Genomic DNA, 25,526 nt, shown 5'->3' with positions numbered 1-25,526 from the left:
TGGGCTTTACTGGAAGGCCACTTCGTCAAAGCTGCGCAGCTTGCGGCTGTGCAGGCGGTCGGAGCCACCTTCGCGCAGTATGTCGACGGCACGCATGCCGATGCGCAGGTGCTGATCCACACGCTCGCGATAGAAATGGTTGGCCATGCCGGGCAGCTTGATCTCACCGTGCAGCGGCTTGTCGCTGACGCACAGCAAAGTGCCATAGGGCACGCGGAAGCGGAAGCCGTTGGCGGCAATGGTGGCCGATTCCATGTCCAGCGCCACGGCGCGGCTCTGGCTGAAGCGGCGCTGAGGCAGGTTGTCGGGCAGCAGCTCCCAGTTGCGGTTGTCGGTGCTGGCCACGGTGCCGGTGCGCATGATGCGTTTGAGGTCGACACGCTCCATCTGCGTCACGTCTGCCACGGCCTGCTGCAGCGCGACCTGGATTTCGGCCAGCGCCGGGATCGGCACCCACAGAGGAAGTTCTTCGTCCAGCACATGGTCTTCACGCACATAGGCGTGAGCCAGCACATAGTCGCCCAGTTGCTGGCTGTTGCGCAGGCCCGCGCAGTGGCCCAGCATCATCCAGGCATGAGGGCGCAGCACGGCGATATGGTCGGTGATGGTCTTGGCATTGGCCGGGCCCACCCCGATATTGACCATGGTGATGCCGCTGTTGTCCGCGCGCACCAGGTGGTAGCCCGGCATCTGCGGCAGGCGCGGCGGCGCATTCCCGAGCTCGTCGACGGCTTCCGCGGGAAGGCCCGCGCGGCGGGTCACCACATTGCCGGGCTCGACAAAGGCGATGTATTCGCTGTCCTCCTTGGCCATTTCGGCATGGCCCAGGCGGATGAATTCGTCGATGTAGAACTGGTAGTTGGTGAACAGCACGAAGTTCTGGAACCAGTCGGGGGCCGTGCCTGTGTAGTGGCGCAGGCGGTGCAGCGAGTAATCCACGCGCGGCGCGGTGAACAGCGACAGAGGCAGGGCCTCGCCGGCCGCCGCGCGCCAGGTGCCGTTGGCGATGCCGTCGTCCATGGATTCCAGATCCGGCAGATCGAACACATCGCGCATCAGCATGCGGCGCTCTAGCGAGAGCGAGCCTTCGATATGGTCGTTGTCGGCGAACGAGAAATGGATGGGGATGGGTTTGTCGCTGAGGCCTACTTCGATGGGGACCTGGTGGTGAAGGATCAGCAGGCGCAGCTGCTCGCCGAAGTAGCTGGCAAACAGGTCGGGCCGGGTCAGCGTGGCCTCGTAGGTGCCGGGGCCTTCCACAAAGCCGTAGGTCAGCTTGGTATCGGCTTGCGCCACCGTGGTGGTCTTGATGCGTACAAACGGGTAGTAGGCATGGATGGGCGCAGCCGGAGTTTCACCCGCCACGAAACGCTGCATGGCAGCTCGCAGATGGTCGATTTGCTCGCGGTACAGCTGCTGAACATGGGCCAATGCCTGAGGGGCATCTGTATGAAACATGCTGCTGCTTTTATGAGAGGGTGTCGGTGTATTCGAGGCCATGCACTATTGTCTTTGTAGCAGTTGACAGTGTTGCGACATCCATGCCGAAGCCTGCTCGGCAGGTAATGGCGCTGACACGAGAAACCCTTGCATCATGGCACAGCCCATCTCTCTCAAAAGTTGCAGCTGTTCAGTGCTTTCCACACCCTCGGCCAGAATCTCCAGATGCAGGCTCTGGCCCATCTGCACGATGGCATTGACAATGGCCGCTGCATCCGGGTTGTGGGGCAGATCGGTCACGAACGAACGGTCGATCTTGAGCCGGTCTATGGGGTGCTTGCGCAGATAGGCAAGAGACGAGTAGCCGGTGCCGAAATCGTCGATCGCCAGTCCCACGCCCAGTGCCTTGAGGGCATGCAGAGTCTGCTGCATCTGGTTGCCCGAGAGCATCAGCGTGGTTTCTGTGACCTCGATATGCAGATAGCTGGCGTCCAGCCCCGTGTCGGCCAGTGCCTGCGCCACTTCCTTGACGACATCGCGCTGGCGGAATTCCTGCGCCGACAGGTTGACTGCCACAGGGATGGGGGGGAATCCTTGCTGCTGCCAGGCACGGGCTTGACGGCAGGCCTGATAGAGCACCCAGCGGTCCACTGCTGCGATCAGCCCCCGGTTTTCGGCAAAGCCGATGAACTCGTCGGGCGAGACCAGCCCACGGTGCGGGTGCTTCCAGCGCACCAGGGCTTCGAAGCCTGAAAGCTTGCCCGTCTGCATGAGGGTTTGCGGCTGGTAATGCAGCTCGAACTCACCGCGTTCCACGGCGTTGCGCAGCATTTGCTCCTGCATCAGCATGCGTGTGGCCCGGCTTTCGAGCGCAGGAGTGTAGAACTGGGAGAAGCTGCGGCCGTGACTCTTGGCCATCTGCATGGCGGCCTCGGCATTGCTCAGCAGGGACGCCGGACATTTCCCGTCCTTGGGATACATGGCGATGCCGACACTCACGGAGATCACCAGTTGAGTCCCTTCGATCAGGTAGGGAGCCTCTGCCGTGGCCCGAAGCCGCGTCAGCAGGGCCTCCGTCTCCAGCAGGCCGGGGTTGTCGGGCAGCACGACCACAAAGTCGTCGCTGCCGGTGCGGGCCACGATGTCCTGAGCACCTACAGTGCTTCGGAGCCGCTTTGCAAGCTCGCACAGCAGCAGATCCCCTGCCTGATGACTGAGCGAATCATTCACTGCCTTGAACTGGTCCAGGTCCAGCGACAGCACCGCCAGCCGCGATTGCTCGCCGGCAGCCCTGGCGATGGCGTCGGCCAGCAAATGGTTGAGGCGTGCCCGGTTGGGCAGATGTGTCAGCAGGTCATGCTGGGTCAGATAGTCCATGCGCTGGCGGGTCTGGAGGTTTGCGGTCAGGTCGCGCAGCAGGACGATGCGATGCCTGTCCTTTTCTCCTGGCATGGTGGAAGCCTCTATCTCGACGGGGATGAGCTGGCCGTTTTTGTGAATGATCACGGACTCGAGGCGATCTTCTCGCTCGCTGCGCATGTTCTGCAGCGCCCGCAGGCGCGCTTCAGGTGCCACGTAATCGAGAACCGGCGTGCCGCGCAGCTCGTCAAGCGAGTAGCCAACCAGCCGGGCAAGTGCGTCATTGCCGTCCGTGATGATTCCGTCACGATGCAGCACGATGGCCTCGGTGGTGATCGCTGCGAATTTGCGCATGCGCTCTTCGCTGTCGCGTATCTGCTGTGACGCCAGATGGTGGTGGCTGACATCGGTCATCAGCGCCACAACGCCCTTGAGTACGCCTTTTTCTTCATGGGGGCGCAGTACTGCCTCGATGTGTTGCAGCCGGCCAATCTCGTTTTCGACCTGACGGGTGTAGCGCAGCGTCTGTGTGTTGTCGACGGTCACGGAGTCCAGATAAGGTTCGATCTGTGTCCAGACCAGCTCGCCCACAATGTCACGCACATCCATGCCCACTATGCTTTGCATGGTGTGACCAAAGTGCTCTGCATAGCGCGCGTTGGCAAAGCGACAGGCGCGCGTGTCGGCATCAAAATAAGCCAGCATAGCGGGCGCTGTATCGGCCACCAGTCGAAGAATGGCGTCCTCATCCCTCGGTTGCTGTGCTATCAACGTATCAGGCATGCGCCTCCCTTTTTTCTGGGAGTATTTATATAGGAATCAGGTCAGCCTCGAACATGAGATGTCCATCACGATAAGGGATTCTGAATTGCTTTATAGACAACTTGCAAAGACTATTGATACATCAAAGCGCTTGGTTATATAGAGGCCCTAGAACCTGAACATGTCCAAATCTGACGTTCCAACACATTCACAATGGCTGCAGCCGCACAATTTGCTGCGCCTCTCCGTAGTGGTGGCGCTGCTCACCATTGTGCTCAAGACACTGGCCTGGTGGCTGACCGGGTCGGTGGGGCTGTTGTCCGATGCGCTGGAGTCCTTTGTGAATCTGGCCGGTGCCATGTTTGCGCTGACCATGGTGACCGTGGCCAAGCGACCCGCGGATACCGAGCACCCATATGGACATTACAAGGCGGAGTACTTCTCGGCCGGTTTCGAAGGAGTGCTGGTCATAGGCGCCAGCCTGGCGATTGCCTGGGCGGCGCTGTCGCGGCTGTGGAATCCGCAACCACTGGAGCAGTTGAGCTGGGGCCTGATGCTGTCGCTGCTCAGCACGGTCTTCAACGGGCTGCTGGCCTGGGTCATGCTGCGCTCTTCACGCAAATACCGCTCCATGGCGCTGGAGGGCGATGCGCGGCATCTGCTGACCGATGTCTGGACTTCGGTGGGCGTGGTGGTGGGTTTGCTGGCCGCAGCCTTGACGGGGTGGCTGTGGATGGATGCACTGGTGGCGCTGGCAGTGGCCGTGCATATCTGCGTGCAGGGCGTGCAACTGGTCTGGCAGTCCTCGCAAGGACTGATGGATCAGGCGCTGGACGCGCCGCGGCGTCTCAGGATTGACACGTTGCTGGACGGCTATGCCAAGCGCAACGAGGGTGTGAGCTTTGACAACATCTCCAGCCGCCAGGCGGGGGAGCGCAGCTTTGTGGACTTCCATATGCATGTTCCCGGCCAGTGGAGCGTGCAGCGGGCGGCACAATTGCGCTCGGAGATTGAAGTCGCGCTGCTGGAGGCCATTCCCGGCCTCTATGCCCGCATCGAGCTGCTGCCCATGGGCATGAACACGGTCAGCGAAGTGGCTGACGGAGAGCTGGGCGGCGCAGCACAAGGCACGGCCAAGGAAGGTTTGAGTACATGATGAGTGTGATTCAGCGCGTCAAGCAGGCGCGCGTGGAGGTCGACGGTCGTATTACGGGCCAGATCGACCAGGGCTTGCTGGCGCTGGTCTGTGCCGAGCGCGGCGATACCGAGGCCGAGGCCGACAAGCTGCTGGCCAAGATGCTCAAGCTGCGCATCTTCAGCGACGAGGCAGGCAAGATGAATAAAAGCCTGCAGGACATTGGCGGGGGGCTGCTGGTGGTCAGCCAGTTCACGCTGGCGGCCGACACCAGAGGCGGCAATCGCCCCAGCTTTACCGCCGCCGCCGCGCCCGACGAAGGCCGACGCCTCTACGAATACTTTGTGGAGCAGGCCAGGGTGGCCCACGCTCAGGTGCAGACCGGCGAGTTCGCCGCAGACATGCAGGTGCATCTGGTCAATGACGGGCCCGTGACTATCCCCATGCGCATGGAGCCTCAGGTATAGGCGAAGCCGGCCTGAGACCACATTCATCACCACGAGATCAACAAAAGCTGCCCATGAAGAAATCCTGCAAGCCCTCTTTGTCCCTCATCGCCGCCGGTCTGATTCTGGGTCTGGCAGGCGCCAGCCTTCCCGTCCAGGCGCAGACCTTGAAGAAACCCGTGCTGGACGCACTGATCGCATCGTCCGCTGCGACCCCGCACGAATCCTTCAAGGCCTTTGTGCAGCAGGCTGTCAGGGTCGAGCCTGGCGTGGCGACGGCCGTGCAGCGCTATACGCGCGGCCAGACGCTGTCGGATGGCGAGCTCGCGGATATCGCCAGATTGCTGGGGGTATACAACCGTCTGACGCAGGAGACAGCGGTACTGGAGAGCCTGCAGCGCATGGTGGCGCTGCCCACGGTGCGCGATCCCAAGGTGCCTCCGCATGAAAGTCCGGCCATCCTGGACTTCGGCAAGCTCGTTGCATCCATGGCTGCCGAATTCGGGCTGCGCTTTCGCAATGTGGATAACCGCATCTTTGAGGTGACGCTGCCGGCCAATGCGGCGAATCGCGCCAGCGAGGCGACCGAGTTCGGCATTCTGACCCATGCCGATGTGGTGCCGGTGGTGTCTGCCGAATGGGTACTGGACGGCAAGCAGATCAACCCTTTCCAGGTCACCCGCGTGGGTGATCGGCTTTATGGGCGCGGCACGATTGACGACAAGGGCTCTATCGCCACCGTCCTGTATGCGATGAAGGCGGTCAAGGACAGCGGTCTGCCGCTCTCGCGCAGCATTCGCCTGATGATAGAGACCACCGAGGAAACCGGCGGCGATGCCATGAAGTACTACCAGAGCAAGACTGCGCTGCCCCAGTACAACATCGTGCTGGACAGCAAGTATCCGGCCGTGGTCGCTGAAAAGGGCACGGGCGCGCTCAAGGCCTTGTTTGCGGATGTCGCCGTGGATGCCGCCAAGCCTGCCATCACCGCCATGAGCGGCGCCGCCTCGGCCAACTCGATTGCGCAGACGGCCTCCGCCACTGTCTCCGCCACCGATGCGGCTGCGCTGGATCTGATCGCGCAGCGGCTCTCGAAGGAGAAGGATGATTTTGTGCATCGGCATGAGGCGCAGGGCAAGTTCGCCATCGACGTGCAGCGCGCAGAAGGCCAGGTCACGGTCAAGGTCACCGGCGCGTCGGCCCACGGCTCTCGTCCTGAAGAAGGGGTCAATCCCGTGCCGCGCCTGGCGCTGTTCCTGCAGCAGAGCCTGATGCCGGAGCAGGGCGCGGCGCTGCTGCAGCCCAATCAGTACAGTCAGGCCGTGCGCTATATCAATGGCGTGTTTGGCCTGGACTATCTGGGCCGGCAACTGGGCATTGCCTATGCCGATGATTTCATGGGGCCGCTCACGCTATCGCCCAATCTCATCAAGCCTGTTGATGGCAGGCTGGAGGTGACGGCCAATGCGCGCATGCCGCGGGGCAAGACGCCCGAGCAGCTGCGCGCCGAGGTGGAGCAGGGCATTGCCCGCTGGAGCGATACGGCCAAGGTGCCGGTCAGCGTGCAGTACACCCAGGGCAACTGGATGGCCCGCGACCCCAAGGGCGCGTGGCTGGGCACCTTGCTCAATATCTTTGGCGACACCACGGGGCTGGATGCCAGGCCCGTGCCTACCGCAGGCAGCACCACGGCCAAGCTCATGCCCAACGCCATCAACTTCGGTCCGGCGATGCCCGGCAAGAAGTACACGGCCCACAATGCGCTGGAGTATCAGGAGCTGCCGGATCTGCGCACGGACATGCAGATGTTCACCGAGATGCTGGTGCGCATCGGCAATCTGCAGCAAATGCAGTGACGGCAGCCCCGATGGCGGGGCTGGCTTGCGGTTACTGCATCACGTTCATGACGGCCAGCGTCATGGTTTCCACGCCGGTCTTGAACGTGGGTTCGGGTTCTGGGGCGAAGAAGGGTGAGTGATTGAAGGGCAGGGGCTTGCCACCGGGCTGACTGGCCTCGGCCACCTTCTTGGGGTCGTACACGCCCAGGGTGTAGAACATGGATGGCACACCCTGATTGATGAAGTCCGAGAAATCCTCGCTGGCCGTGATGGGCGAGATGGGGATCACATTGCGGTCGCCGAGCGCGGCCTTGAACAGCCTGACCGTGCGGCTTACCAGTGCCGCGTCGTTGACCACGGCATCCGAGCCTTTGACCAGCTTGATCTCGGGCGCAGGAGCCCCCGACATGGCGGCCTCGGCCTTGGCTGTGCGTTCTATGCCTTCGTGCATTCTGGTGCGCACCTCGCTCTTGTAGCTGCGGATCGTTCCCAGCAGCCGCGCCTGGTCGGGAATGATATTGCCCGCGCTGCCCGAATTGAAGGCGCCCACGGTGACCACGCCGAACTCCATGGGGTCTTTCTCGCGGCTGATCACGCCCTGTACATCGACCACAAAGCGCGAGGCCATGAGCACCGGGTCAATGCCTTTGTCCGGCATGGAGCCGTGGCTGCCACGGCCATGGAAAGTGATGTCCAGCGAGTCCGAATTGGAGGTCGCCGGCCCTGCCACATAGCCCACCATGCCATAAGGCATGGAGCCGGTATGCAGCGCAAAGGCATAGTCGGGCTTGCCGAACTTCTGGAACAGGCCATCGGCGAGCATGGCCTTGGCACCGGTCACGGTTTCCTCGGACGGCTGGGCCACGAACATCAGCGTGCCCTTCCATTGATTCTTCAGACCCAGCAGCGCCTGGGCCGTTCCCAGCCAGCTGGTCATATGCATGTCGTGGCCGCAGCTATGGGCGACAAAGCTCTCCTTGCCGTTGTACTGGGCCTTGGCCCTGCTCGCATAGGGCAGGCCGGTTTTTTCCTCCATGGGCAGGGCGTCCAGCTCGGTGCGCACCATGACGGTGGGACCCGCGCCATTGCGATAGATGGCGACCAGGCCGGTCTTGCCAATGCCCTCGGTGACTTCAAATCCCAGCTTGCGCATTTCGGCAGCCAGCTTGGCGGCGGTGCGCGTTTCCTGGAAACCCAGTTCGGGGTTGGCATGCAGGTCTTCGTAGATGCCGCGCAGCTGCGGATATATCTTGGCGATCAGCTGCTGCAGCTGGGGCTTGAGCGGCTGGGGATCCAGCTCTGCGGCCTGGGTCGAGGTCAGACTGGCGGCCAGCGCGGCGGCGACGCAGAACTTGCGGGTAAGGCTAGGGTGCATGTGAGGGTCTGTGGTTGGCTTCAAACAGAGGCGGCCCATGAAGACCGCGCTTTCAGACTAGGAGCATGTCTGCCCCGGATTGAAGAGGGGCAACCCGCAAATGGCACCGTGAATAGCGATGGCTCAAGGCTTTTGTGGCGCAGGCCCGGGATAATCCGCTCCCATGAATACCTCCACCAGCGCCGCCCAGGCCTCTGATTCCACCGCTTTCTCGGCGCTGCCCCTGTCCCCCGAAATGCTGGCCAACCTCCAGCAGCTCGGCTATGCGCAGATGACGCCCATCCAGGCCGCCAGCCTGCCGCTGACCCTGCAGGGCAGGGACCTGATCGCCCAGGCCAGCACCGGCAGCGGCAAGACGGCTGCCTTCGGCCTGCCTATGGTCGACCGCCTGAACCCGCGCTGGTTTGCCGTCCAGGCCCTGGTGCTGTGCCCCACGCGCGAGCTGGCCGACCAGGTCGCCACCGAAATCCGCCGCCTGGCGCGTGCGCAGGACAATATCAAGGTCGTCACCGTCTATGGCGGCGTGCCCTCGCGCAACCAGATCGCCTCGCTGGAAAACGGCGCTCACATCGTCGTCGGCACGCCTGGACGCGTGATGGACCTGATGGAGCGCGGCAAGCTCGACATCGGCAACCTCAAGACCCTGGTGCTGGACGAGGCCGATCGCATGCTGGACATGGGTTTTCTCGGCGATATCGAAACCGTGGTGCGCCAATGTCCGGCGGATCGTCAGACCTTGCTGTTCTCGGCCACCTACCCCGATGGCATTGCCTCGCTGGCCAGCCGCTTCATGCGCGATCCGCAGACCGTCAAGGTTGCGACCCAGCACAGCGCGGGCAAGATCGCGCAGCGCTGGTACGAAGTCGGTGCTAGAGAAAAAGTGGGCACGGTGGCCAGGCTGCTGGCGCACTTCCGTCCCGAATCAAGCATTGCCTTTTGCAATACCAAGCAGCAATGCCGCGATGTGGTGAGCGAGCTGCAGGCCCAGGGCTTCAGCGCTCTGGCCCTGTTCGGCGAGCTGGAACAGCGCGAGCGCGACGAGGTGCTGGTGCAGTTTGCCAACAAGAGCTGCAGCGTGCTGGTCGCCACCGATGTGGCGGCGCGCGGTCTGGACATTGCCGACCTGTCTGCCGTCATCAATGTGGATGTCACCCCCGACCCCGAGGTCCATATCCACCGTATCGGCCGCACCGGCCGTGGCGATGCCGAAGGGCTGGCGCTGAATCTGGTCAGCATGGACGAGATGGGCAGCGTTGGCAAGATCGAGCAGTTGCAAGGCCGTGCTTCGCAATTCTTCCCCGTGGACGAGCTCACGCCTGCCGCCGGTGGCGAGCTGCTGCCGCCCATGATGACCATCCAGATCATCGGCGGGCGCAAGGAAAAGATCCGCGCCGGCGACGTGATGGGCGCCATGTGCGCCGACTTCGGCTATAGCCGCGAGCAGATCGGCAAGATCAGCGTCAACGACTTTTCCACCTATGTGGCCGTGGATCGCAAGATTGCTTCGGCGGCCTGCGCAAAGCTCAATGCAGGCAAGGTCAAGGGCAAGACGGTCAAGGCTCGTCTGCTCTGAAAATATCAGTCAAGTTGGCCTGTAGCGTTTATCTATCAAGCGCTGCGTGCTCACAAAAAAGCCTTCTCGGTCACGAGAAGGCTTTTTGCTTTGGGCGGCGCTTCAGCCTTTGGCGAAGAACAGCCCTGCCATCACCAGCCCCGTGGCCACAATGCCCCAGCGCAGGACATGGGGTGCAATCTTGCGCGCCACGCGGGCGCCCAGATAGCCGCCCAGGGTGGCGGCCACCATCATGACTAGGGCCTGCTTCCATTCCACAATGCCGCCCACGGCGTAGATCACCACGGCAATCGCCGTCAGCAGGGCCGAGACCAGGTTCTTCATGCCGTTCATGGCGTTGAGCGAGGTCTGGCCCAGCAGGCCGAACAAGGCCAGCAGCAAAATGCCCAGGCCACCGTTGAAGTAGCCGCCATAGATGGCCACGATCAGCATGCCTGCAGCGGCCTTGGCCACCGATGGGGTGGCATGGGCTGCGTTCTTGCCCGCAGCCCAGGCGCGCAGCTGCGGCCCGAAGGCAAACATGGCGGTGGCGGCCAGCAGCAGCCAGGGCACGACCTTGCGGAAGGTGGCGTCGGGCGTGAACAGCAGCAGCGCCGCACCGGCGGAGCCGCCGATCAGGGACAGAGCCACCACCTGTTTCATGGACAGGCCCGGCGGGGACTGCATATCGTCCTTGAAGCCCCAGGCGCCGGCCATATAGCCCGGCAGCAGGGCCACGGTTCCCGTGGCATTGGCAATCACGGGCGGCACGCCGGTGAAGACCAGCGCGGGAAGGGTCAGAAAGCTGCCGCCACCGGCGACCGCGTTGAGCGCGCCGGCCGTGAAAGCTGCGGCCAGCAAAAGGGCGAGGTGGCCCAGGTTCTCCATGTTCTTGTCTCCTGATTCCGGGAATCGGCTTTGCGCCTTGTTGTGTGCGTGATCTTAGGCGATGGCCTGTATCGCTTCTTGCGCAGTTAATTATTTTTGGAAATAAAAGAATGTGAAAACGGTATTTTGAGGAATAAGTGATTGTTTTGACAATCAACTCCTTAGTTAAGGAGTTTTGCCGTGAATCTGCCCCGTTTCCTTTCCCGCACTGCCTGGGCCATGCTGGCTGCAAGCTGTGTATCGGGCGCAGCCATGGCTCAGCAGCCGGAGTTTCCGGCTCGCTCCGTCAGGCTGGTGGTGGCCAACGGCCCCGGCAGCGCCCCGGATCTGCTGGCCCGTCAGGTGGGCAATCTGGTGGGCAGGGACTGGAAGCAGGCCATCGTGGTGGAAAACAAGGGCGCGGCCGGCGGTGTCTCGGCCGTGGATGCCGTAGTCAAGGCCCAGCCCGATGGCTACACCCTGCTGGTGGGCGGCGACAGCGCCATCACCATCATGCCGAATGTGCAGCGCAACCTTCCCTATGACGTCAAGAACGACCTGGTGCCGGTGACCAAGCTGGGCCAGTCCGACTTCGTGCTGGTGGCCAATCCCCGCAAGGGCTTCAAGACCTTGCAGGACTTTGTGGCTTATGCCAAGACCCACCCGGGCAAGATCAACTATGCCTCCTCGGGCACGGGCGGCGCCCAGCATCTGGCCATGGAGCAGTTCAAGCAGCGCGCAGGCTTTTTCGCCACGCATATTCCCTATCGCGGCGGCCCTCAGGGCCTGCAGGATGTGCTGGCCGGCCAGGTCGATGTGATGCTGATTGCAATCGCTCCGGCGCTCACCCAGATCCAGAGCGGCAAGCTCACGGCGCTGGCCGTGTCCGGTCTGCAGCGACACGCCCTGCTGCCCCAGGTGCAGGCCCTGGCCGAGAGTTACAAGGGCTTTGAGGCTGGTGCCTGGTTCGGTTTGTTCGCACCCAAGGGCACGCCCGCTGCCGTGGTCCAGGCCATCGCCCAGGATACGGACAAGGCGCTCAAGGACCCCGAGCTGCGCAAGAGCCTGCTGCAGCAAGGCATCACCCCCGTGGGTGAGGGCCAACAAGTGTTTGCCAAACAGATCAAGACCGAAGATGTGCGCGTTGCCCAACTGGTGCGCAGCATTGGCCTGAGCGTGGAGTAACGGTGTCAGGCACCAGCGAAAAGCGGCCTAGGCCGCTTTTCTTTTGCTCGAGAGGACCGGGTCAGAAGCTGTAACGCAGGCCGATCGAGATTTCGCTGGCCGTCAGCTTGGCACGCATCTGCTCGTCCTGCAGGCCGCGGACGTTGGCGAAGTTGTTGGCTCCGCTCTTGGCCTTGCCCATGTCGACATAGCGCCAGCCCAGGTCGATGCTGAGCGTCTGGATAGGCGAATAGCTGACGCCAAAACCCACGGAGTACGCCAGATTGCTCTGGGTGTCGCTGATGTACTGACGACCCGGATTGCCCTGCCAGCCGCTGGACTCCACACGGGCCAGGCCCAGGCCGGCCATTCCGTACAGCGAGAACCGGGCGCTCAGGGGGAAATCCTTGTATGCATTGACCATCAGGCGCTGCGAGCGGATCTGGTGGTGGTTGAAGCTGGTGGGGAAGCGGGTGGAGCCGCTGGTGAACTCATTGTTCTTGGGCAGGGTGTACTCGGCTTCCACGCGCCAGTTCGACGGGAGCTGATAACCAAGGGCCAGGGAGCCTCCTGTTGCGGTATTCGCCTCGTCGCCAGGCACGAACTGGCCCAGGCCGGGGCGGGCGCTGGAGTCCATGTCGTGGGCTTGATAGCGTGCGGAATTGATTCGCAGGGCTCCGTAGTAGCTATCGTCGGCAAAAGCGCTGCCAGCGGCAGTCAGGATCAGCAGGGGGACAATACGTTGAAATTTCACGAAAAATCCTAGATCCGATTACTTCAGCAGGTCCTGCACCTTGGCCAGGGCTGCCTGTGCGCATTGGTCGTCCAGATGGCCGCCGGGTGCACCGGCCACGCCCACGGCACCGATCACCTCATTGCCCACTTTCACGGGCACGCCGCCGCCCAGCAGCAGGAAGCCGGGGATGTCCTTGAGGTTGGCTGCACCGGCGTTCTTCTGGGAGTTTTCCATGATGGCAAGCGTTGGCGCCTTGGCCGATGCCGAGGTGAAGGCCTTTTCGCGGCTGGCTTCCACGGTGTGCGGGCCGGCATTGTCGGCACGCTGCACGGCGCGCACGCCGCCGGCGCGATCGACCACGGTGGCGGTCACGGCATAGCTGTTGGCGGTGCAGGCCGCGACGGACTGGGCGGCGATCTGGTTGGCCAGCTCCAGCGACATAGTCTTTTCCGTGCGCACGGCCTGGGCGCTGGCGGTGCCGGCGGTCAGGGTGGCCAGAGTCAGGGCGGCAAGTGTCAGAGTGTGCTTCATGCGTTTTTCCGGGTGGATGGGTATGAACGCAACTGTAGAAAAACGCCACCCGGGCGTCCATGCGGCAGGCTACGCGCCTACCTCCGTAGAACTACGGAGCGGCGTCCTCGACCAGGGCCGCGTAGCGCCGGATGAGCATGGCCAGCGAGTCGGTCTCCAGCTTGGCGAACAGGTTGGCGCGGTGGGTCTCCACCGTGCGCGGCGAGAGCGACAGCGCGCGGCCGATCTCCTTGTTGGTGAGGCCCTCCACGATCAGTCCCAGCACCTCGCATTCGCGGCTCGAGAGCTGTGCATAACGCTCGCGCGCCTGCCGGTCGGCCTGGTGGCGATCGCGCGAGCGCACATGCTGGCGCACGGAGGCTTGCAGCGCCTCGATGAGCAGCTCGTCATCGACCGGCTTCTCAAGGAATTCCGCAGCCCCGGCCTTGAAGGCGCGGCGGCACATCTCCACGGTTCCATGGCCCGTGAGCATGATCACAGGCTGATCCACCCCTTGTGCCACCAGCCTGTCCAGCACTGCCAGCCCGCTGGTGCCAGGCATGCGCACGTCGAGCACGATGGCGCCCACGTCGCTGCGGTCGAATTCGGCGAGAAAGGCATGCGGATCGGCCCAGGTCTGGACGCGCAGGCCTACCGTACCTATGAGCAGAGCCAGGCTGTCGCGCACGGCGGCATCGTCGTCCACAAGGTGAATCAAGGGCGAGAGGGAAGAGGTCATGGCGCGTTCAAGGCTGGTGGGCCAGCGGGAGCAGCAGATGGAATTCGGCTCCAGGCCAGTCGGCTGGCGAAGGAGAGGGGGACGCCAGCGTGAGCTCGCCTCCCATCGCCTGCGCCAGGCTTTCCGACAGCGACAGGCCCAATCCCAGGCCCCCGGAGCGTGTGGTGTAGAACGGCGTGAACAAGCGCGCTCGCGCCTCGGGCGCGACGCCGGGGCCGGTGTCGCGCACGCTCAGCAGGACTCGCGCGCCCTGGGGGCTCAGCGTGAGGCGCAAGCGGCGCTGGCCGGGCTCGGTCTGCTCCATGGCTTGCAGCGCATTCATCACCAAGTTGTGGATGATCTGTTGCAAGGCCACAGGCTCGGCGCGCACGGCTGGCAGGTCTGCGGGAGCATCCACCTGCACGGCAATGCTGCGGCGGCGCAGTTCGGGCTCTAGCAGGTGCAGTGCATCATGCACGGCGGTGGGAAGGGGCAGAGTCTGGACCTGACCTGACAGATCGGGCCGCTCGACCACGCGGCGCAGGCGTCCCACGACGGCACTGGCGCGCCTTGCCTGGGCCACGGCCTGATTCATGGCATGGCGCGCCATGCCCAGATCTGGCTCCTCATCGCCCAGCAGGCGCTGCGCCGCCTGGGTATTGGCCAGCAGCGCGGTCAGCGGCTGGTTGAGTTCATGTGCCATACCCGCGGCCAGTTCGCCGAGCTGGTTGAGGCGGGCGACCTGGCCCAGACGCAACAGCTCTTCTGCCCGGCGTGTGGCCACGCGCTGGCGCCGCAGGGTGCGCAGCGCGGCCATTGCTGCAGCGCTGGCCGCCGCCCAGGCCAGCATGATGGCCCAGGGCAGCTCGCTCCAGCCCACGTCGCGCTCCAGCATCACATCGAAAGGCTGGCTCTGCGAGGCCAGCAGCTTGTGAAAGTCGTAATGCCAGCCGCGCTCCAGTTGCCGCCCGGCCTGCACGGTAAAGACCTGTCCCTGATACTGAAGCCGCACGCGCACTGGACTGGTCTGGGCATCCATGGGCCACTCGTCCCAGGGAATGGTGGCATGCAGATCCAGCAGCAGGGCGTGGTCGGCGGCTGGGCCGGCAAGCGCCAGCCATACCCGGCCTCTGGGCAGGTCGGCCCGGGCCAGTTCGGCATGGCCGCTTTGCAGCGAGCGCGCCTCGGCCATATCCAGCGCGGCACCCAGGTCATGGGGCCAGTCAGCCGGCCAACTGCTGTCCGGCAGGCGGCGCAGTACCTCGATGATCTGCGGATAGGCAGCAGGCAGGCGCGGCAGCGGCAGGGCTACCTTGGCACTTTGGTCTTCCGCAGGTGGCTGCAGCAGGGGCAGCATGGCCATCACCGCATCGTGTTGCACGGCGCGCTGGCTCAGCAGCCGGTGCACGATGCGCGCATCCGTCACGAATGCATCCTCCAAGGCCAGCAACCGCGCATGCACGAGCCAGCCTGCGCCCGCAATGGCTACCAGGGCCCAGGCCAGCAGCCAGGCCAGGGGGCGGCTCCAGTGGGGGATGATCATGGCCGGAGTTGTCGTGACTTACTTGGCGTAAGGGTCTTCGTAACCCATCTCCTTCATGATGTCGGTCTCGTAAGCCTCCATCTCTTCCGCGTCTTCCTCGCTGGTCTCGTGATCCCAGCCCTGGGCATGCAGCGTGCCATGCACCAGCAGATGGGCGTAATGCTCTTCCAGGCTCTTGTTCTGCTCCTGTGCCTCGCGCTCCACTACGGGGGCGCAGAGCACCAGATCGGCCATCACGGTCGGCTCCTGCTGATAGTCGAAGGTCAGCACATTGGTCGCGTAGTCCTTCTGGCGGTACTCGCGGTTGAGCTTGCGGCCTTCCTCGGCATCGACGATGCGCACCGTGATCTCGGCATCCACGGCCAGCGCATGGCGGATCCAGCGCGTGACGCGGCTGCGGCTCAGCAGTTCGCGGTGGGCGGCGGCCTCGGCGCTGGGGCCGAATTGCAGCGATAGTTGCAGTTGATTCAAGGTCATTTTGGCTTTTAGCCCTTATATAGTAAGCGCTAGTAGCTATTAATTTTGATTAAAGCTCGTCTGCTGTTGGCAGCGGACGTGCCGTGCGAGGGCTGCTGCGGTGCTTGGGGGCCGAAGTGCCTTCGGACACGCGGCCGCGTGCGTCATAGGCGTCCACAATGCGCGCCACCAGCGGGTGGCGCACCACGTCGGCGCTGGTGAAGTGGTTGATGGAGATGCCCTTGACGCGCCTGAGCACGCGCTCGGCATCGACAAGTCCGCTGGGCGCTCCCTTGGGCAGGTCGACCTGGCTCACGTCGCCCGTGACCACGGCCTTGGCGCCAAAGCCGATGCGGGTCAGAAACATCTTCATCTGCTCGGGTGTGGTGTTCTGCGCCTCATCCAGGATCACGAAGGCGTTGTTCAACGTGCGTCCGCGCATGAAGGCCAGCGGTGCGATCTCCAGCGCATTGCGCTCGAAGGCCTTCTGCACCTTCTCGTAACCCATCAGATCGTAGAGCGCGTCGTACAGCGGGCGCAGATAGGGGTCCACCTTCTGCGTCAGGTCGCCGGGCAGAAAGCCCAGGCGTTCGCCGGCTTCCACGGCGGGTCGGGTCAGCACGATGCGCTGCACGGCGCTGCGCTCCAGCGCGTCCACGGCGCAGGCCACGGCCAGATAGGTCTTTCCCGTGCCGGCCGGGCCGATGCCGAAGCTGATGTCGTGATTGGCGATATTTTCCAGATACAGCGCCTGATTGGGCGTGCGGGCGCGCAGATCGGCGCGGCGCGTAGTCAATTGCGGAGCCGTCAGGTCGGCTTCCAGCATCTCGACATCGCCGGCCAGCATGAGCTGCAGCGTATCCTCGGCAATCACATAGTCGGCGATCTCATAGAGAGCCTGAAGCAGCTCCAGTGCTTCATTGGCCTTGGCCTTGGGGCCGTCGATCTTGAACTGCTCGTGACGGTGAGCGATCTTGACGCCCAGCGCGATCTCGATGGTGCGCAGATGCGCATCTGCCGGGCCGCAGAGATGGGTCAGGCGCGTATTGTTGTGGGGTGTGAAGGTATGGCGCAGGATCACGCGGATAATTTCTCAAAAGAATCGCCGCACGGTGCGGCAAAGGATTTCAATGATAGGCAAATTGACTGGAACGCTGCTGGAAAAAAACCCGCCCGAAGTCCTGGTGGACTGCGCCGGCGTGGGCTATGAGGTCCAGGTGCCCATGAGCACCTTCTACAACCTGCCCGCCAATGGTGCCAAGGTAGCCTTGCTGACCCATTTTGTGGTGCGGGAAGACGCCCAGCTGCTGTTCGGCTTCGCAACGGCCCGCGAACGTCAGACTTTCCGCGAACTCATCAAGATCACCGGCATAGGACCACGCATGGCACTGGCCGTGCTCAGCGGCATGAGCATCGATGATCTCGCGGACGCGGTATCGCAGCAGCAAGCAGGGCGATTGGTCAAGGTGCCCGGCATCGGCAAGAAGACCGCCGAGCGCCTGCTGCTGGAGCTCAAGGGCAAGATCGGCGCGGATACCGGTGCGCAGTCGCTGTTTGCCAACAACAACGACCAGAACGATATCCTGCAGGCACTGATGGCGCTGGGCTACTCGGACAAGGAAGCCTCGGCAGCCCTCAAGAAACTCCCAACCGACGTAGGGGTGAGCGAGGGCATTAAGCTCGCGCTCAAGGCTTTGACCAAATAGCATCGCTGGCCCTGTGCCGGTCTTGGAGAACACGTTATGCATGGGTGGACACAGGGTAGGCGCATTCCCTCTCGATGCGCCAGCTTGATGCTGGTGGTGCTGATGACCGCTTGCGGAGGCGGTGGAGGGGGAGGCAGTGCTCCGGACCCCGGGCCCGGCCCTGGCGGAGGGAGCGGAGGCGGCAATGGTGCGATCATTGGCGGCTCGCCAGAGGTCAGTCCCCCTTCGGGTCCGCCCACGGCCAATGTGCTGGATTCACTGGTCGTACCTGCTGCCCAGGCTGCGGCGGCGACCAAGGGCGTGGCGGTGGCATCCGTGGCGGTGCGGCCCAAGGCCGTCAGCCTGGCATTGCCGCAGTGGAGTGACGCACCTTCGCCGGTCATGCCCATGCCCGGCCTGCCCATGCAGATCGGGGCGCCGCGCGAGCTGTCTTCGCTGCAGTCCACAGGCGATATGGCGCGCGCGCTGCACTGGTCCCAGACCCCGGAGGGAGGGCAGGTGGCGGCGATCAGCATCACCTCGGCCGGCGCCCATGGCCTGCGGCTGGGCCTGGTGGTCGATGCCATGCCCGACGCCGCCGAACTCAGGCTGTACCGCAAGGATCGCAGCAAGACCGGGTTCGAGACCACGGGCCAGGCCATCAATGAGGCCATTGCGCGCAACCGCCGCGCCGACGGCGACACCCGGGCGGCCGGCATCTGGTGGACCCCCGATCTGGGAGCCGATGAGGTCACGCTGGAGATTGGACTGCCTGCAGGATTGTCGACATCGCAGCTGCGCATTGCCATTCCCACGCTCACCCATGCCTATGTCAACCTGGCCCTGCCCGCTGAGCTGGAGCTGCGCGACAGCCTCGTGCCCAGAAATGTGGGCGATGCCGCGGGTTGCGAGCTCGATGCCAGCTGCGCCGATCAGTACGCCACCGAGCGCAATGCCGTGGCGCGCATGACCTATGTGGGCTCCGACAATCGCTATTACTACTGCACGGGCACTCTGCTGAACAACACGCGGCGCGATTTAACGCCGTATTTCCTGTCGGCCAATCACTGCATCTCGACCCAGGCATCGGCCACCTCGCTGCGCACGGACTGGTTCTTCCGCTCGGCCAGCTGCAACAGCTTCGAGCCCACTGCCCAGACCACGGCGCTGCAGCGCGGTGCCACCTTGCTGTATGCGACGGCGGCGCACGATGCCACGCTGATGCGGCTCAATGACGCAGCGCCCGCCGGTGCGACGCTGGCCGGCTGGGATGCGAGAGGAACGGCGGTGACGGGGACGGCCATATACGGCCTGCATCACCCGCAGGGAGACTTGCTCAAATACAGCGAAGGCCAGGTGCAGAGCTACCGAAACTGCAGCTTGAGCGCCGGCAGCATCACCTGCAGCCCAGGCAATGCCCAGAGCGATTTTGTGAACGTTGGCTGGAGCAAGGGCGTGACCGAAGGCGGCAGCAGCGGCTCGGCCATGTTTGCGGGCGGACGCGTCGTGGGCACGTTGTCAGGCGGCAGCAGCTCGTGTACGGTCAGCGGCGGCTCCGACGTCTACAGCCGCTTCGACCGGACCTTCAGCAGCCAGATCGGGAACTGGCTGGCACAGTGATCGAGGGCCGGCTTACTTCCCATGCAGCTGCTTGACGGCTGCCTTGGTCTGCTCCACATGGGCCAGCGGGTCGCTGCTGACAAGGGCGAACTTCACCTTGCCGTCCTGGCCCACCACATAGGAGATGCGGTCGGCCCGGGCCGGGTTGGCGGCAGCTCCCGCGTCATAGGCCTTGATGGTGACGGCCTTCGGGTCCGATGCCACGGCAAACTGGTCGCGGCAGGCCTCGGTGGAAAAGCGCTTGAGGGTGTCGATATCGTCATGCGACATGCCCACCACCGTGGCTTTCATGGCAGCGAACTGGGGCGTGGCTTCGGCAAAGGCATGGGCTTCCAGCGTGCAGCCCTGGGTGAAGGCCTTGGGGAAGAAATACAGCACCACCGGCCCTTTCTTGAGCGCCTCGGCCATATCGAAGTCAAAGGCCTTGCCGGCCACGGCGGCGGGCGTCTTGAAGCTCGGGGCCGCATCGCCGGGCTTGAGCGCGGCCTGGGCCGAGACGGACAGGCAAAGCAGGGCGGCCGTGCAGGCCAGGGTGTGAATACGCATGAAAAAGCTCCTGAGGTCTTTGCCGCCATTGTGCGCAAAGCCCGGGGCCGGCCATCAATGTGGGCGCTGCAACTGTGGGATTTTGTTCGACCCTGTATTTTTAATCAGTGCTCCGACCTGGCTTGGGGCACAATTGCCGCCATGACGATTCATGTGGACGAATTTGCGGCCAGCCCCGCACCTGCACGCAAGCCCAGAAGCGCGGCCGCCGACCCCGAGGCGGTTGCGCCGCGCATGGTCTCGGCCGGGCATTCGTCCCAGGGCGAAGAGGCGCTGGAGCGCGCCCTGCGTCCCAAGCAGCTCGACGAATATGTGGGCCAGGCCAAGGCGCGCGAGCAGCTCGAGATCTTTATTGGCGCCGCCAAGAAGCGCAGCGAGGCCCTTGATCATGTGCTGCTGTTCGGCCCGCCGGGCCTGGGCAAGACCACGCTGTCCCACATCATCGCGGCGGAGCTGGGCGTGAACCTGCGCCAGACCAGCGGCCCGGTGCTGGAAAAACCCAAGGATCTGGCGGCGCTGCTCACCAATCTCGAGCCCAACGATGTGCTGTTCATCGACGAAATTCACCGCCTGAGCCCGGTGGTAGAGGAAATCCTCTACCCGGCGCTGGAGGACTATCAGATCGACATCATGATCGGCGAAGGCCCGGCCGCACGCTCCATCAAGCTTGACCTGCAGCCCTTCACGCTGGTGGGCGCGACCACGCGCGCCGGCATGCTCACCAACCCGCTGCGCGATCGCTTCGGCATCGTGGCGCGGCTGGAGTTCTACACCTCCGAGGAGCTCTCGCGCATCGTCAAGCGCAGCGCAGGCCTGCTCAATGCGCCGATTGACGAGGAAGGCTGCTTCGAGATTGCGCGCCGCTCGCGCGGCACGCCGCGTATCGCCAACCGCCTGCTGCGCCGCGTGCGCGACTATGCCGACGTCAAGGGCGACGGCCGCATCACGCGCGAGATTGCCGACAAGGCGCTGGCCATGCTCGATGTGGACCCCCAGGGCTTTGACATCATGGACCGCAAGCTGCTCGAGGCCGTGGTGCATCGCTTCGACGGCGGCCCGGTAGGCCTGGACAATATCGCCGCGAGTATCGGCGAGGAATCGGGCACCATCGAGGATGTGATCGAGCCCTATCTGATCCAGCAAGGCTTTTTGCAGCGCACGCCGCGCGGGCGCATGGCCACGCAGGCAGCCTACCGCCATCTGGGCTTGCAGGTCCCCGCAGACGATTCGGCCACGTAAGCGCTGCCGCTAAAACCGGCGTGGCCAAGAACTGGCACGGCCAATGCCAGAGACGCCGAGCAAGAGCCGCCTCGTGGCGGGGCCGCCCAGGCGGGGCCGCCACGAGGCGAGGGCGTCGTCCCCCTTGGGGGCGAGGTGCAGCGGGAAGCCGCGTAGCGGCTCAGGGGGTCAATTATTCTGCGGTCCGGCGTTCCAGAAGGCCTGCAGCACGCCGGGCAAGGCTTCGATCTGCGTGACCACCTGGTCCAGCTCCTCGGCATGCACGGCCGTGGCGAACAGCTCGGCCTCGATTTCGGTATTGTGCGGTGGGATCTCGTGCTTTTCCACCGTGCGCACCGGGTAGTTGGCCGCTTCCAGCAGCTCCTGCATGCCTTCGCGCACATCGGCCTGGGCTTGCTGGCCGCAGATCACATAGACATAGTAGGTGGCCTCGCTGGCATGCTCGGCCACGGGATGGCGGTTGATGTAGTTGACCACGGGGCGCAGCAAGGTGTTGCTGGCCAGCACGAACAAGGTGGCAAGGCCGGCCTCGGGCAGCAGGCCCGCGCCCGCGCAGGCGCCCACGGCGGCCGAGCCCCATAGCGTGGCGGCGGTGTTCAGCCCCGTGATGTTGGCGCCCTCCTTCATGATGGCGCCCGCGCCCAGAAAGCCCACGCCCGAAACCACATAGGAGATGACGCGCGTGGCGCCGTCCGCTCCCGAGACGCGCATGGCCAGGTCGACGAACACGGCAGCGCCCACGGCCACCAGGGTATTGGTGCGCAGGCCAGCCGTGCGCTGGCGTATCTGGCGCTCAAGGCCGATGATGCTGCCGCAGACAAAGGCCACGAGAAGACACAGCACCGTGTTCAGCGTGGCGAGCAGATTGAAGTTCTGTAGGGATTGCATGAAGTTGTGATTGTTATTGCCGGTTGATCAATGCCTGGGTTCATGAAACATGCGGCCCGGGCTGCTGCATCCCCCTGCGGGGCAGATGCGAAGCGGCTCGGAGCTCACCAGCCGTACTTGCGGATATAGACGCGCTTGAGCAGCGTGGTCAGCACAGCATAGGCCAGCAATATGACGATGAGCCAGGGGAAATAGCCGAGCGGCAGGGCCTGCAGCTTGAAATTCTCCGCCAGCGGGCCCATGGGCAGGAAGATGCCAGTGGCCATGATGGCCGCCGTGGCGGCCAGCAAGGGCCAGGAGGCACGGCTTTGCACAAAGGGAATCCTGGGCGTGCGGATCATGTGCACGATCAGCGTCTGCGTCAGCAGTCCCACCACGAACCAGCCCGATTGGAACAGGCTTTGCTCTGCGGCCGTGCTGGCGTGGAAGACGAACCACATCAGCGCGAAGGTGAGCACGTCGAACAGCGAACTGATGGGGCCGAAGAAAAGCATGAAACGGCCCAGGTCCTGAGGGTCCCAGCGCAGCGGCCTGGCCACCATTTCCTCATCCACGTTGTCGAAGGGAATGGCGATCTGCGACAGGTCGTAGAGCAGGTTCTGCATCAGCAGCTGCATGGGCAGCATGGGCAGGAACGGGATGAAGGCCGAGGCGATCAGCACCGAGAACACATTGCCGAAGTTGGAGCTGGCCGTCATGCGGATGTACTTGAGCATATTGCTGAAAGTGCGGCGTCCTTCGAGCACGCCCTGCTCCAGCACCATCAGGTTTTTCTCCAGCAGGATGATGTCGGCCGCTTCGCGGGCGATGTCCACACCGCTGTCGACGCTGATGCCGATATCGGCGGCGCGTAGCGCGGGCGCGTCGTTGATGCCGTCGCCCATAAAGCCCGTGACATGGCCGTTGGCTCGCAGTGCTCGTACGATGCGCTCCTTGTGCAGCGGCGTCAGGCGGGCGAACAGCAGGTGTGACTCCACCGTGCGGCGCAGCTTCTCCTCGTCCATGGCTTCGATGTCGTTGCCGACAATCGCCTCGTCCACCTGCAGGCCCACGTCGCGGCAGACCTTGCGTGCCACCAGCTCGTTGTCGCCCGTCAGCACCTTGACTGTCACACCATGCTGCAGCAGCGCAGCAATGGCGGCCTGGGTGGATTCCTTGGGCGGGTCGAGAAAGGCCACATAGCCGATCAGGGTCAGTCCGGACTCGTCGGCGATGCCGTAGGTATTCTTGTCGGGCGGCACTTCCTTCATGGCCACGGCCACCACGCGCAGCCCCTCGCTGTTCAGGCCTTCGGTGACGGCGCGCACCTGCTCGCGGCGCTCGGGCGTGAGGGCCTGCACGGTCTCGCTGTCTGGCCCGCTGTCCCGGATATGCGTGCAGGCCTGCAGGATTTCCTCGACCGCGCCCTTGCAGATCAGCTCGTGGTGGTGGTCGCGCTCGGCTACCACCACGGACATGCGCCGGCGCTGGAAGTCGAAGGGGATTTCGTCGACCTTGCGGTAGTCCTCGTTGACATGCAGCCGCGTGTGCAGCTCCACATGCTCGAGCACGGCACGGTCCAGCAGGTTCTTGAGCCCGGTCTGGTAGTAGCTGTTGAGGTAGGCGAACTGCAGCACCTCGTCGCTGGGACGGCCTTGCACGTCAGTATGGCGCTCCAGCGCGATGCGGTCCTGCGTCAGCGTGCCGGTCTTGTCGGTGCACAGCACATCCATGGCGCCAAAGTTCTGAATCGCGTCCAGGCGCTTGACCATTACCTTCTGGCGCGACAGCACCACGGCGCCCTTGGCCAGCGTGGAGGTGACGATCATCGGCAGCATCTCGGGCGTCAGGCCCACGGCCACCGACAGCGCGAATAAAAAGGCCTCGCCCCAGTCGCCCTTGGTGTAGCCGTTGATGAACAGCACCACGGGCACCATCACGGCCGCGAAGCGGATCAGCAGCCAGCTGACGCTGTTCACGCCCTGTTCGAAGGCCGTGGCCGTGCGGTCCTGGTGGGTGATGCGCGCTGCCAGCGTGCCGAAATAGGTCTGGTTGCCCGTGGCAACGACCACGGCCATGGCCGTGCCCGAGACTACATTGGTGCCCATGAAGAGCAGGTTGCCGGCTTCCAGCAACTGGCCCGCCTGCAGGGCAGCCAAGGTGCGCGCATCCTTTTCCACGGGCAGCGATTCGCCGGTCATGGCTGCCTGGCTCACGAACAGGTCCTTGGCGGACAGCAGGCGGCAGTCGGCCGGGATCATGTCGCCGGCCGACAGGGCCACGATGTCTCCGGGAACCAGTTCGCGCATGGGCAGCTCGGACAGCGAGGTGTCATGGCCTCCGCCGCTGTCGCGAAAGTCTGCGGCCGATGCATCGGTCTTGCGGCGCACGGTGACGCGGTTGCTCACCAGGGCCTGCAGACGCGCGGCCGCACGCCGGGAGCGGCCCTCCTGGACAAAGCGCAGCAGCGTGGACAGCAGCACCATGCTGGCGATGACGATGGTGGCTTTCTCGTCCTCGGTGACATAGGAGACCACGGCCAGCAGCGTCAGCAGCAGATTGAAGGGGTTGCGGTAGCAATGCCACAGGTGCTGCCATGCGGGCAGGGGCTTTTCATGCGCTACCTCGTTGGGCCCATGGCGCAGCTGGCGCTGCCGGGCCTGCTCGGGGCTCAGGCCCCGGCTCGATGTGTCCAGCTGCTGCAGCAGCCCAGACACGGGGCTGCAGGCGGCGGATTGCAGGGCCTGTACCTGTGCCGGTGGCACGGTGACGGCGGTGGAGGGGCCGCCAGCGGGCATCGGCCGGCGCCCGAAGAGGCCGGCCAGGCGGTGGCTGCGCAAAAAGGCCCGGAACAGGTTCTTGAGAGTCTGCATCACGGCCTCCTGTCAGTGCAGCGTCTTGCCGGAGGTGCCGAATCGTTTCCAGGGCCGCTGTGCCTGGCTGGCGCGCAACTGGTTGTCGATGCGGCTGCGCTGCTCCTGGGTCAGCAGCGACAGGGCATCGGCGCGCTGGCGGATGCTGAGATTGGCCATGGCGCGGGCCATGATGGGCGCGGCATGGCGGTCGACCAGGTGGCGCAGCACGTCGGTGCGGCGCTCTGTCAGTGCCGAGATCACGGCATGGGTCAGGCCATGGTGGCGGGTAGAGTCATTGAAGCGGGGGGCGGGGCGGCTGCGTTGCAGCACGCGCAGCCAGGCGAGGCGTTGCATGGGCATACTCCTTGGGGTGGCCCGGGAGCTGCCCGCCGCTGCTACTGCATCAGGCGTCCAGCCCCGGGACGGGGTTCCAGTCCCTGCGTGTAGCCATCAAGCTCACACGCAGGCCAATGGCTTGACAGTGCGCCGCACGGGGCGCGCTGCAAGATCGGCTAGGGTCGGGATCCATACGTGTTCCTTGGTTAAAAGTGAATGAAATGCGGGTTGGAGCCGGTCCGCGATGGGTCGGATCAGCGCACGATGCGGCTGCTCAGAAAGCTGCGGATGCGATGCGTGGGCCAACTGGTCAGTGCATCGAGTTCCAGCGTCCGTTCCAGCGCTTGCGGCAAGGCTGCCGGTGCGGCAGACGCTGCCGGACGGGGCGTGGCGCGGGCGCGCAGCAGCAGAGGGCGCAGCTGGTGCAGAGAGCGGGTCAGGCGGTTGCTCATGGCTTTCTCCTCATTGGTTGAGGGA

23 protein-coding genes are annotated in these 25,526 nt (G+C 64.2%); 8 read left to right on the top strand and 15 right to left on the bottom strand.

Translation table 11 applies throughout. From position 1 onward, the window contains the following. Window positions 1–6: 6 nt before the first annotated feature. Window positions 7–1,458: an AMP nucleosidase gene (locus F0P97_RS24775; RefSeq protein ID WP_182284737.1), complete on the bottom strand. Its 1,452-nt coding sequence runs from the start codon at window positions 1,456–1,458 to the stop codon at window positions 7–9. A 45-nt stretch (window positions 1,459–1,503) separates the two neighbouring features. Next, on the bottom strand, window positions 1,504–3,582 hold the full coding sequence (locus tag F0P97_RS24770) for a putative bifunctional diguanylate cyclase/phosphodiesterase (RefSeq protein ID WP_182284736.1): 2,079 nt from the start codon (window positions 3,580–3,582) through the stop codon (window positions 1,504–1,506). Window positions 3,583–3,742: 160 nt separating this feature from the next. Between F0P97_RS24770 and F0P97_RS24765 the strand changes: the two genes are divergently transcribed. The 3 genes from F0P97_RS24765 to F0P97_RS24755 are packed head-to-tail and all read left to right on the top strand — an operon-like array spanning window position 3,743 to window position 6,998. Further along, on the top strand, window positions 3,743–4,717 hold the full coding sequence (locus tag F0P97_RS24765) for a cation diffusion facilitator family transporter (RefSeq protein WP_182284735.1): 975 nt from the start codon (window positions 3,743–3,745) through the stop codon (window positions 4,715–4,717). Then, window positions 4,714–5,163, top strand: a complete 450-nt coding sequence (gene dtd / locus F0P97_RS24760) for a D-aminoacyl-tRNA deacylase (RefSeq protein ID WP_182284734.1) — start codon at window positions 4,714–4,716, stop codon at window positions 5,161–5,163. The genes F0P97_RS24765 and dtd overlap by 4 nt, the downstream gene beginning before the upstream one ends. Before the next feature lie 53 nt (window positions 5,164–5,216). Next, a complete protein-coding gene (locus F0P97_RS24755) occupies window positions 5,217–6,998 on the top strand; it encodes a dipeptidase (RefSeq protein WP_182284733.1) in 1,782 nt (593 codons plus the stop codon). Window positions 6,999–7,029: 31 nt separating this feature from the next. On the opposite strand, the gene F0P97_RS24750 is transcribed toward F0P97_RS24755, so the two are convergent. Next, the gene (locus F0P97_RS24750; protein ID WP_182284732.1) at window positions 7,030–8,355 is read right to left on the bottom strand and encodes an amidohydrolase; all 1,326 of its coding nucleotides are present in this window, start codon (window positions 8,353–8,355) and stop codon (window positions 7,030–7,032) included. A gap of 163 nt (window positions 8,356–8,518) precedes the next feature. Between F0P97_RS24750 and dbpA the strand changes: the two genes are divergently transcribed. Beyond that, window positions 8,519–9,928: an ATP-dependent RNA helicase DbpA gene (dbpA, locus tag F0P97_RS24745; RefSeq protein ID WP_182284731.1), complete on the top strand. Its 1,410-nt coding sequence runs from the start codon at window positions 8,519–8,521 to the stop codon at window positions 9,926–9,928. Window positions 9,929–10,030: 102 nt separating this feature from the next. Here the strand turns inward: dbpA and F0P97_RS24740 are convergent, their stop codons facing one another. Further along, window positions 10,031–10,795: a sulfite exporter TauE/SafE family protein gene (locus tag F0P97_RS24740; protein WP_182284730.1), complete on the bottom strand. Its 765-nt coding sequence runs from the start codon at window positions 10,793–10,795 to the stop codon at window positions 10,031–10,033. 180 nt (window positions 10,796–10,975) lie between these two features. On the opposite strand from F0P97_RS24740, the gene F0P97_RS24735 reads away from it, so the two are divergent. Beyond that, the gene (locus tag F0P97_RS24735; RefSeq protein ID WP_182284729.1) at window positions 10,976–11,959 is read left to right on the top strand and encodes a Bug family tripartite tricarboxylate transporter substrate binding protein; all 984 of its coding nucleotides are present in this window, start codon (window positions 10,976–10,978) and stop codon (window positions 11,957–11,959) included. Window positions 11,960–12,020: 61 nt separating this feature from the next. Here F0P97_RS24735 and F0P97_RS24730 read toward each other — a convergent pair whose 3' ends face one another. From F0P97_RS24730 to F0P97_RS24705, 6 genes are all read right to left on the bottom strand, one after another. Continuing rightward, window positions 12,021–12,692, bottom strand: coding sequence for an outer membrane protein (locus F0P97_RS24730; RefSeq protein ID WP_182284728.1), 672 nt, complete (start codon window positions 12,690–12,692; stop codon window positions 12,021–12,023). A gap of 18 nt (window positions 12,693–12,710) precedes the next feature. After that, entirely contained in the window at window positions 12,711–13,205 is a 495-nt protein-coding gene (locus tag F0P97_RS24725) for a GlcG/HbpS family heme-binding protein (protein ID WP_182284727.1), read from the bottom strand. A gap of 91 nt (window positions 13,206–13,296) precedes the next feature. Continuing rightward, the gene (locus tag F0P97_RS24720) at window positions 13,297–13,923 is read right to left on the bottom strand and encodes a response regulator transcription factor (RefSeq protein ID WP_182284726.1); all 627 of its coding nucleotides are present in this window, start codon (window positions 13,921–13,923) and stop codon (window positions 13,297–13,299) included. A gap of 7 nt (window positions 13,924–13,930) precedes the next feature. Further along, window positions 13,931–15,445 carry a sensor histidine kinase gene (locus F0P97_RS24715; RefSeq protein WP_182284725.1) on the bottom strand — a complete coding sequence of 505 codons (1,515 nt, stop codon included), beginning with the start codon at window positions 15,443–15,445 and terminating at the stop codon, window positions 13,931–13,933. Between the two features lie 18 nt (window positions 15,446–15,463). Next, window positions 15,464–15,922 carry an rRNA maturation RNase YbeY gene (gene ybeY, locus F0P97_RS24710; RefSeq protein ID WP_182284724.1) on the bottom strand — a complete coding sequence of 153 codons (459 nt, stop codon included), beginning with the start codon at window positions 15,920–15,922 and terminating at the stop codon, window positions 15,464–15,466. Window positions 15,923–15,971: 49 nt separating this feature from the next. Continuing rightward, on the bottom strand, window positions 15,972–16,982 hold the full coding sequence (locus F0P97_RS24705; protein ID WP_182284723.1) for a PhoH family protein: 1,011 nt from the start codon (window positions 16,980–16,982) through the stop codon (window positions 15,972–15,974). A 49-nt stretch (window positions 16,983–17,031) separates the two neighbouring features. On the opposite strand from F0P97_RS24705, the gene ruvA reads away from it, so the two are divergent. Together ruvA and F0P97_RS24695 are read left to right on the top strand one after the other, a co-directional pair. Beyond that, window positions 17,032–17,607: a Holliday junction branch migration protein RuvA gene (gene ruvA / locus F0P97_RS24700; protein ID WP_182284722.1), complete on the top strand. Its 576-nt coding sequence runs from the start codon at window positions 17,032–17,034 to the stop codon at window positions 17,605–17,607. Window positions 17,608–17,709: 102 nt separating this feature from the next. Beyond that, window positions 17,710–19,206, top strand: coding sequence for a trypsin-like serine peptidase (locus F0P97_RS24695; RefSeq protein ID WP_232538048.1), 1,497 nt, complete (start codon window positions 17,710–17,712; stop codon window positions 19,204–19,206). A gap of 12 nt (window positions 19,207–19,218) precedes the next feature. On the opposite strand, the gene F0P97_RS24690 is transcribed toward F0P97_RS24695, so the two are convergent. Continuing rightward, a complete protein-coding gene (locus F0P97_RS24690; protein WP_182284720.1) occupies window positions 19,219–19,752 on the bottom strand; it encodes a peroxiredoxin in 534 nt (177 codons plus the stop codon). 141 nt (window positions 19,753–19,893) lie between these two features. Between F0P97_RS24690 and ruvB the strand changes: the two genes are divergently transcribed. Next, entirely contained in the window at window positions 19,894–20,991 is a 1,098-nt protein-coding gene (ruvB, locus tag F0P97_RS24685) for a Holliday junction branch migration DNA helicase RuvB (protein ID WP_182284719.1), read from the top strand. A gap of 168 nt (window positions 20,992–21,159) precedes the next feature. Here the strand turns inward: ruvB and F0P97_RS24680 are convergent, their stop codons facing one another. The 4 genes from F0P97_RS24680 to F0P97_RS24665 form a co-directional block, all read right to left on the bottom strand. Then, complete coding sequence (locus F0P97_RS24680; RefSeq protein WP_182284718.1) at window positions 21,160–21,879, bottom strand: MgtC/SapB family protein; 720 nt, start codon at window positions 21,877–21,879, stop codon at window positions 21,160–21,162. Between the two features lie 104 nt (window positions 21,880–21,983). Beyond that, window positions 21,984–24,731 (bottom strand): magnesium-translocating P-type ATPase, encoded by a 2,748-nt coding sequence (gene mgtA, locus F0P97_RS24675; RefSeq protein WP_182284717.1) that lies wholly within the window; start codon window positions 24,729–24,731, stop codon window positions 21,984–21,986. Window positions 24,732–24,743: 12 nt separating this feature from the next. Continuing rightward, the gene (locus F0P97_RS24670) at window positions 24,744–25,067 is read right to left on the bottom strand and encodes a hypothetical protein (RefSeq protein WP_182284716.1); all 324 of its coding nucleotides are present in this window, start codon (window positions 25,065–25,067) and stop codon (window positions 24,744–24,746) included. A 236-nt stretch (window positions 25,068–25,303) separates the two neighbouring features. After that, window positions 25,304–25,501: a hypothetical protein gene (locus F0P97_RS24665; RefSeq protein WP_182284715.1), complete on the bottom strand. Its 198-nt coding sequence runs from the start codon at window positions 25,499–25,501 to the stop codon at window positions 25,304–25,306. Window positions 25,502–25,526 lie beyond the last annotated feature (25 nt).

Source organism: Comamonas testosteroni (assembly GCF_014076415.1).
GTDB classification, from domain to species: Bacteria; Pseudomonadota; Gammaproteobacteria; order Burkholderiales; family Burkholderiaceae_C; genus Comamonas; species Comamonas testosteroni_F.
This window is presented reverse-complemented; position numbering and strand designations above follow the sequence as displayed.

What these genes read in the sequence shown, in the direction of transcription:
- F0P97_RS24775 (WP_182284737.1), bottom strand. Translation starts at nt 1,458, where the DNA reads ATGTTTCATACAGATGCCCCTCAGGCATTGGCCCATGTTCAGCAGCTG.
- F0P97_RS24770 (WP_182284736.1), bottom strand. Translation starts at nt 3,582, where the DNA reads ATGCCTGATACGTTGATAGCACAGCAACCGAGGGATGAGGACGCCATT.
- F0P97_RS24765 (WP_182284735.1), top strand. Translation starts at nt 3,743, where the DNA reads ATGTCCAAATCTGACGTTCCAACACATTCACAATGGCTGCAGCCGCAC.
- dtd (WP_182284734.1), top strand. Translation starts at nt 4,714, where the DNA reads ATGATGAGTGTGATTCAGCGCGTCAAGCAGGCGCGCGTGGAGGTCGAC.
- F0P97_RS24755 (WP_182284733.1), top strand. Translation starts at nt 5,217, where the DNA reads ATGAAGAAATCCTGCAAGCCCTCTTTGTCCCTCATCGCCGCCGGTCTG.
- F0P97_RS24750 (WP_182284732.1), bottom strand. Translation starts at nt 8,355, where the DNA reads ATGCACCCTAGCCTTACCCGCAAGTTCTGCGTCGCCGCCGCGCTGGCC.
- dbpA (WP_182284731.1), top strand. Translation starts at nt 8,519, where the DNA reads ATGAATACCTCCACCAGCGCCGCCCAGGCCTCTGATTCCACCGCTTTC.
- F0P97_RS24740 (WP_182284730.1), bottom strand. Translation starts at nt 10,795, where the DNA reads ATGGAGAACCTGGGCCACCTCGCCCTTTTGCTGGCCGCAGCTTTCACG.
- F0P97_RS24725 (WP_182284727.1), bottom strand. Translation starts at nt 13,205, where the DNA reads ATGAAGCACACTCTGACACTTGCCGCCCTGACTCTGGCCACCCTGACC.
- F0P97_RS24720 (WP_182284726.1), bottom strand. Translation starts at nt 13,923, where the DNA reads ATGACCTCTTCCCTCTCGCCCTTGATTCACCTTGTGGACGACGATGCC.
- F0P97_RS24715 (WP_182284725.1), bottom strand. Translation starts at nt 15,445, where the DNA reads ATGATCATCCCCCACTGGAGCCGCCCCCTGGCCTGGCTGCTGGCCTGG.
- ybeY (WP_182284724.1), bottom strand. Translation starts at nt 15,922, where the DNA reads ATGACCTTGAATCAACTGCAACTATCGCTGCAATTCGGCCCCAGCGCC.
- ruvA (WP_182284722.1), top strand. Translation starts at nt 17,032, where the DNA reads ATGATAGGCAAATTGACTGGAACGCTGCTGGAAAAAAACCCGCCCGAA.
- F0P97_RS24695 (WP_232538048.1), top strand. Translation starts at nt 17,710, where the DNA reads ATGACCGCTTGCGGAGGCGGTGGAGGGGGAGGCAGTGCTCCGGACCCC.
- F0P97_RS24690 (WP_182284720.1), bottom strand. Translation starts at nt 19,752, where the DNA reads ATGCGTATTCACACCCTGGCCTGCACGGCCGCCCTGCTTTGCCTGTCC.
- ruvB (WP_182284719.1), top strand. Translation starts at nt 19,894, where the DNA reads ATGACGATTCATGTGGACGAATTTGCGGCCAGCCCCGCACCTGCACGC.
- F0P97_RS24680 (WP_182284718.1), bottom strand. Translation starts at nt 21,879, where the DNA reads ATGCAATCCCTACAGAACTTCAATCTGCTCGCCACGCTGAACACGGTG.
- mgtA (WP_182284717.1), bottom strand. Translation starts at nt 24,731, where the DNA reads ATGCAGACTCTCAAGAACCTGTTCCGGGCCTTTTTGCGCAGCCACCGC.
- F0P97_RS24670 (WP_182284716.1), bottom strand. Translation starts at nt 25,067, where the DNA reads ATGCAACGCCTCGCCTGGCTGCGCGTGCTGCAACGCAGCCGCCCCGCC.
- F0P97_RS24665 (WP_182284715.1), bottom strand. Translation starts at nt 25,501, where the DNA reads ATGAGCAACCGCCTGACCCGCTCTCTGCACCAGCTGCGCCCTCTGCTG.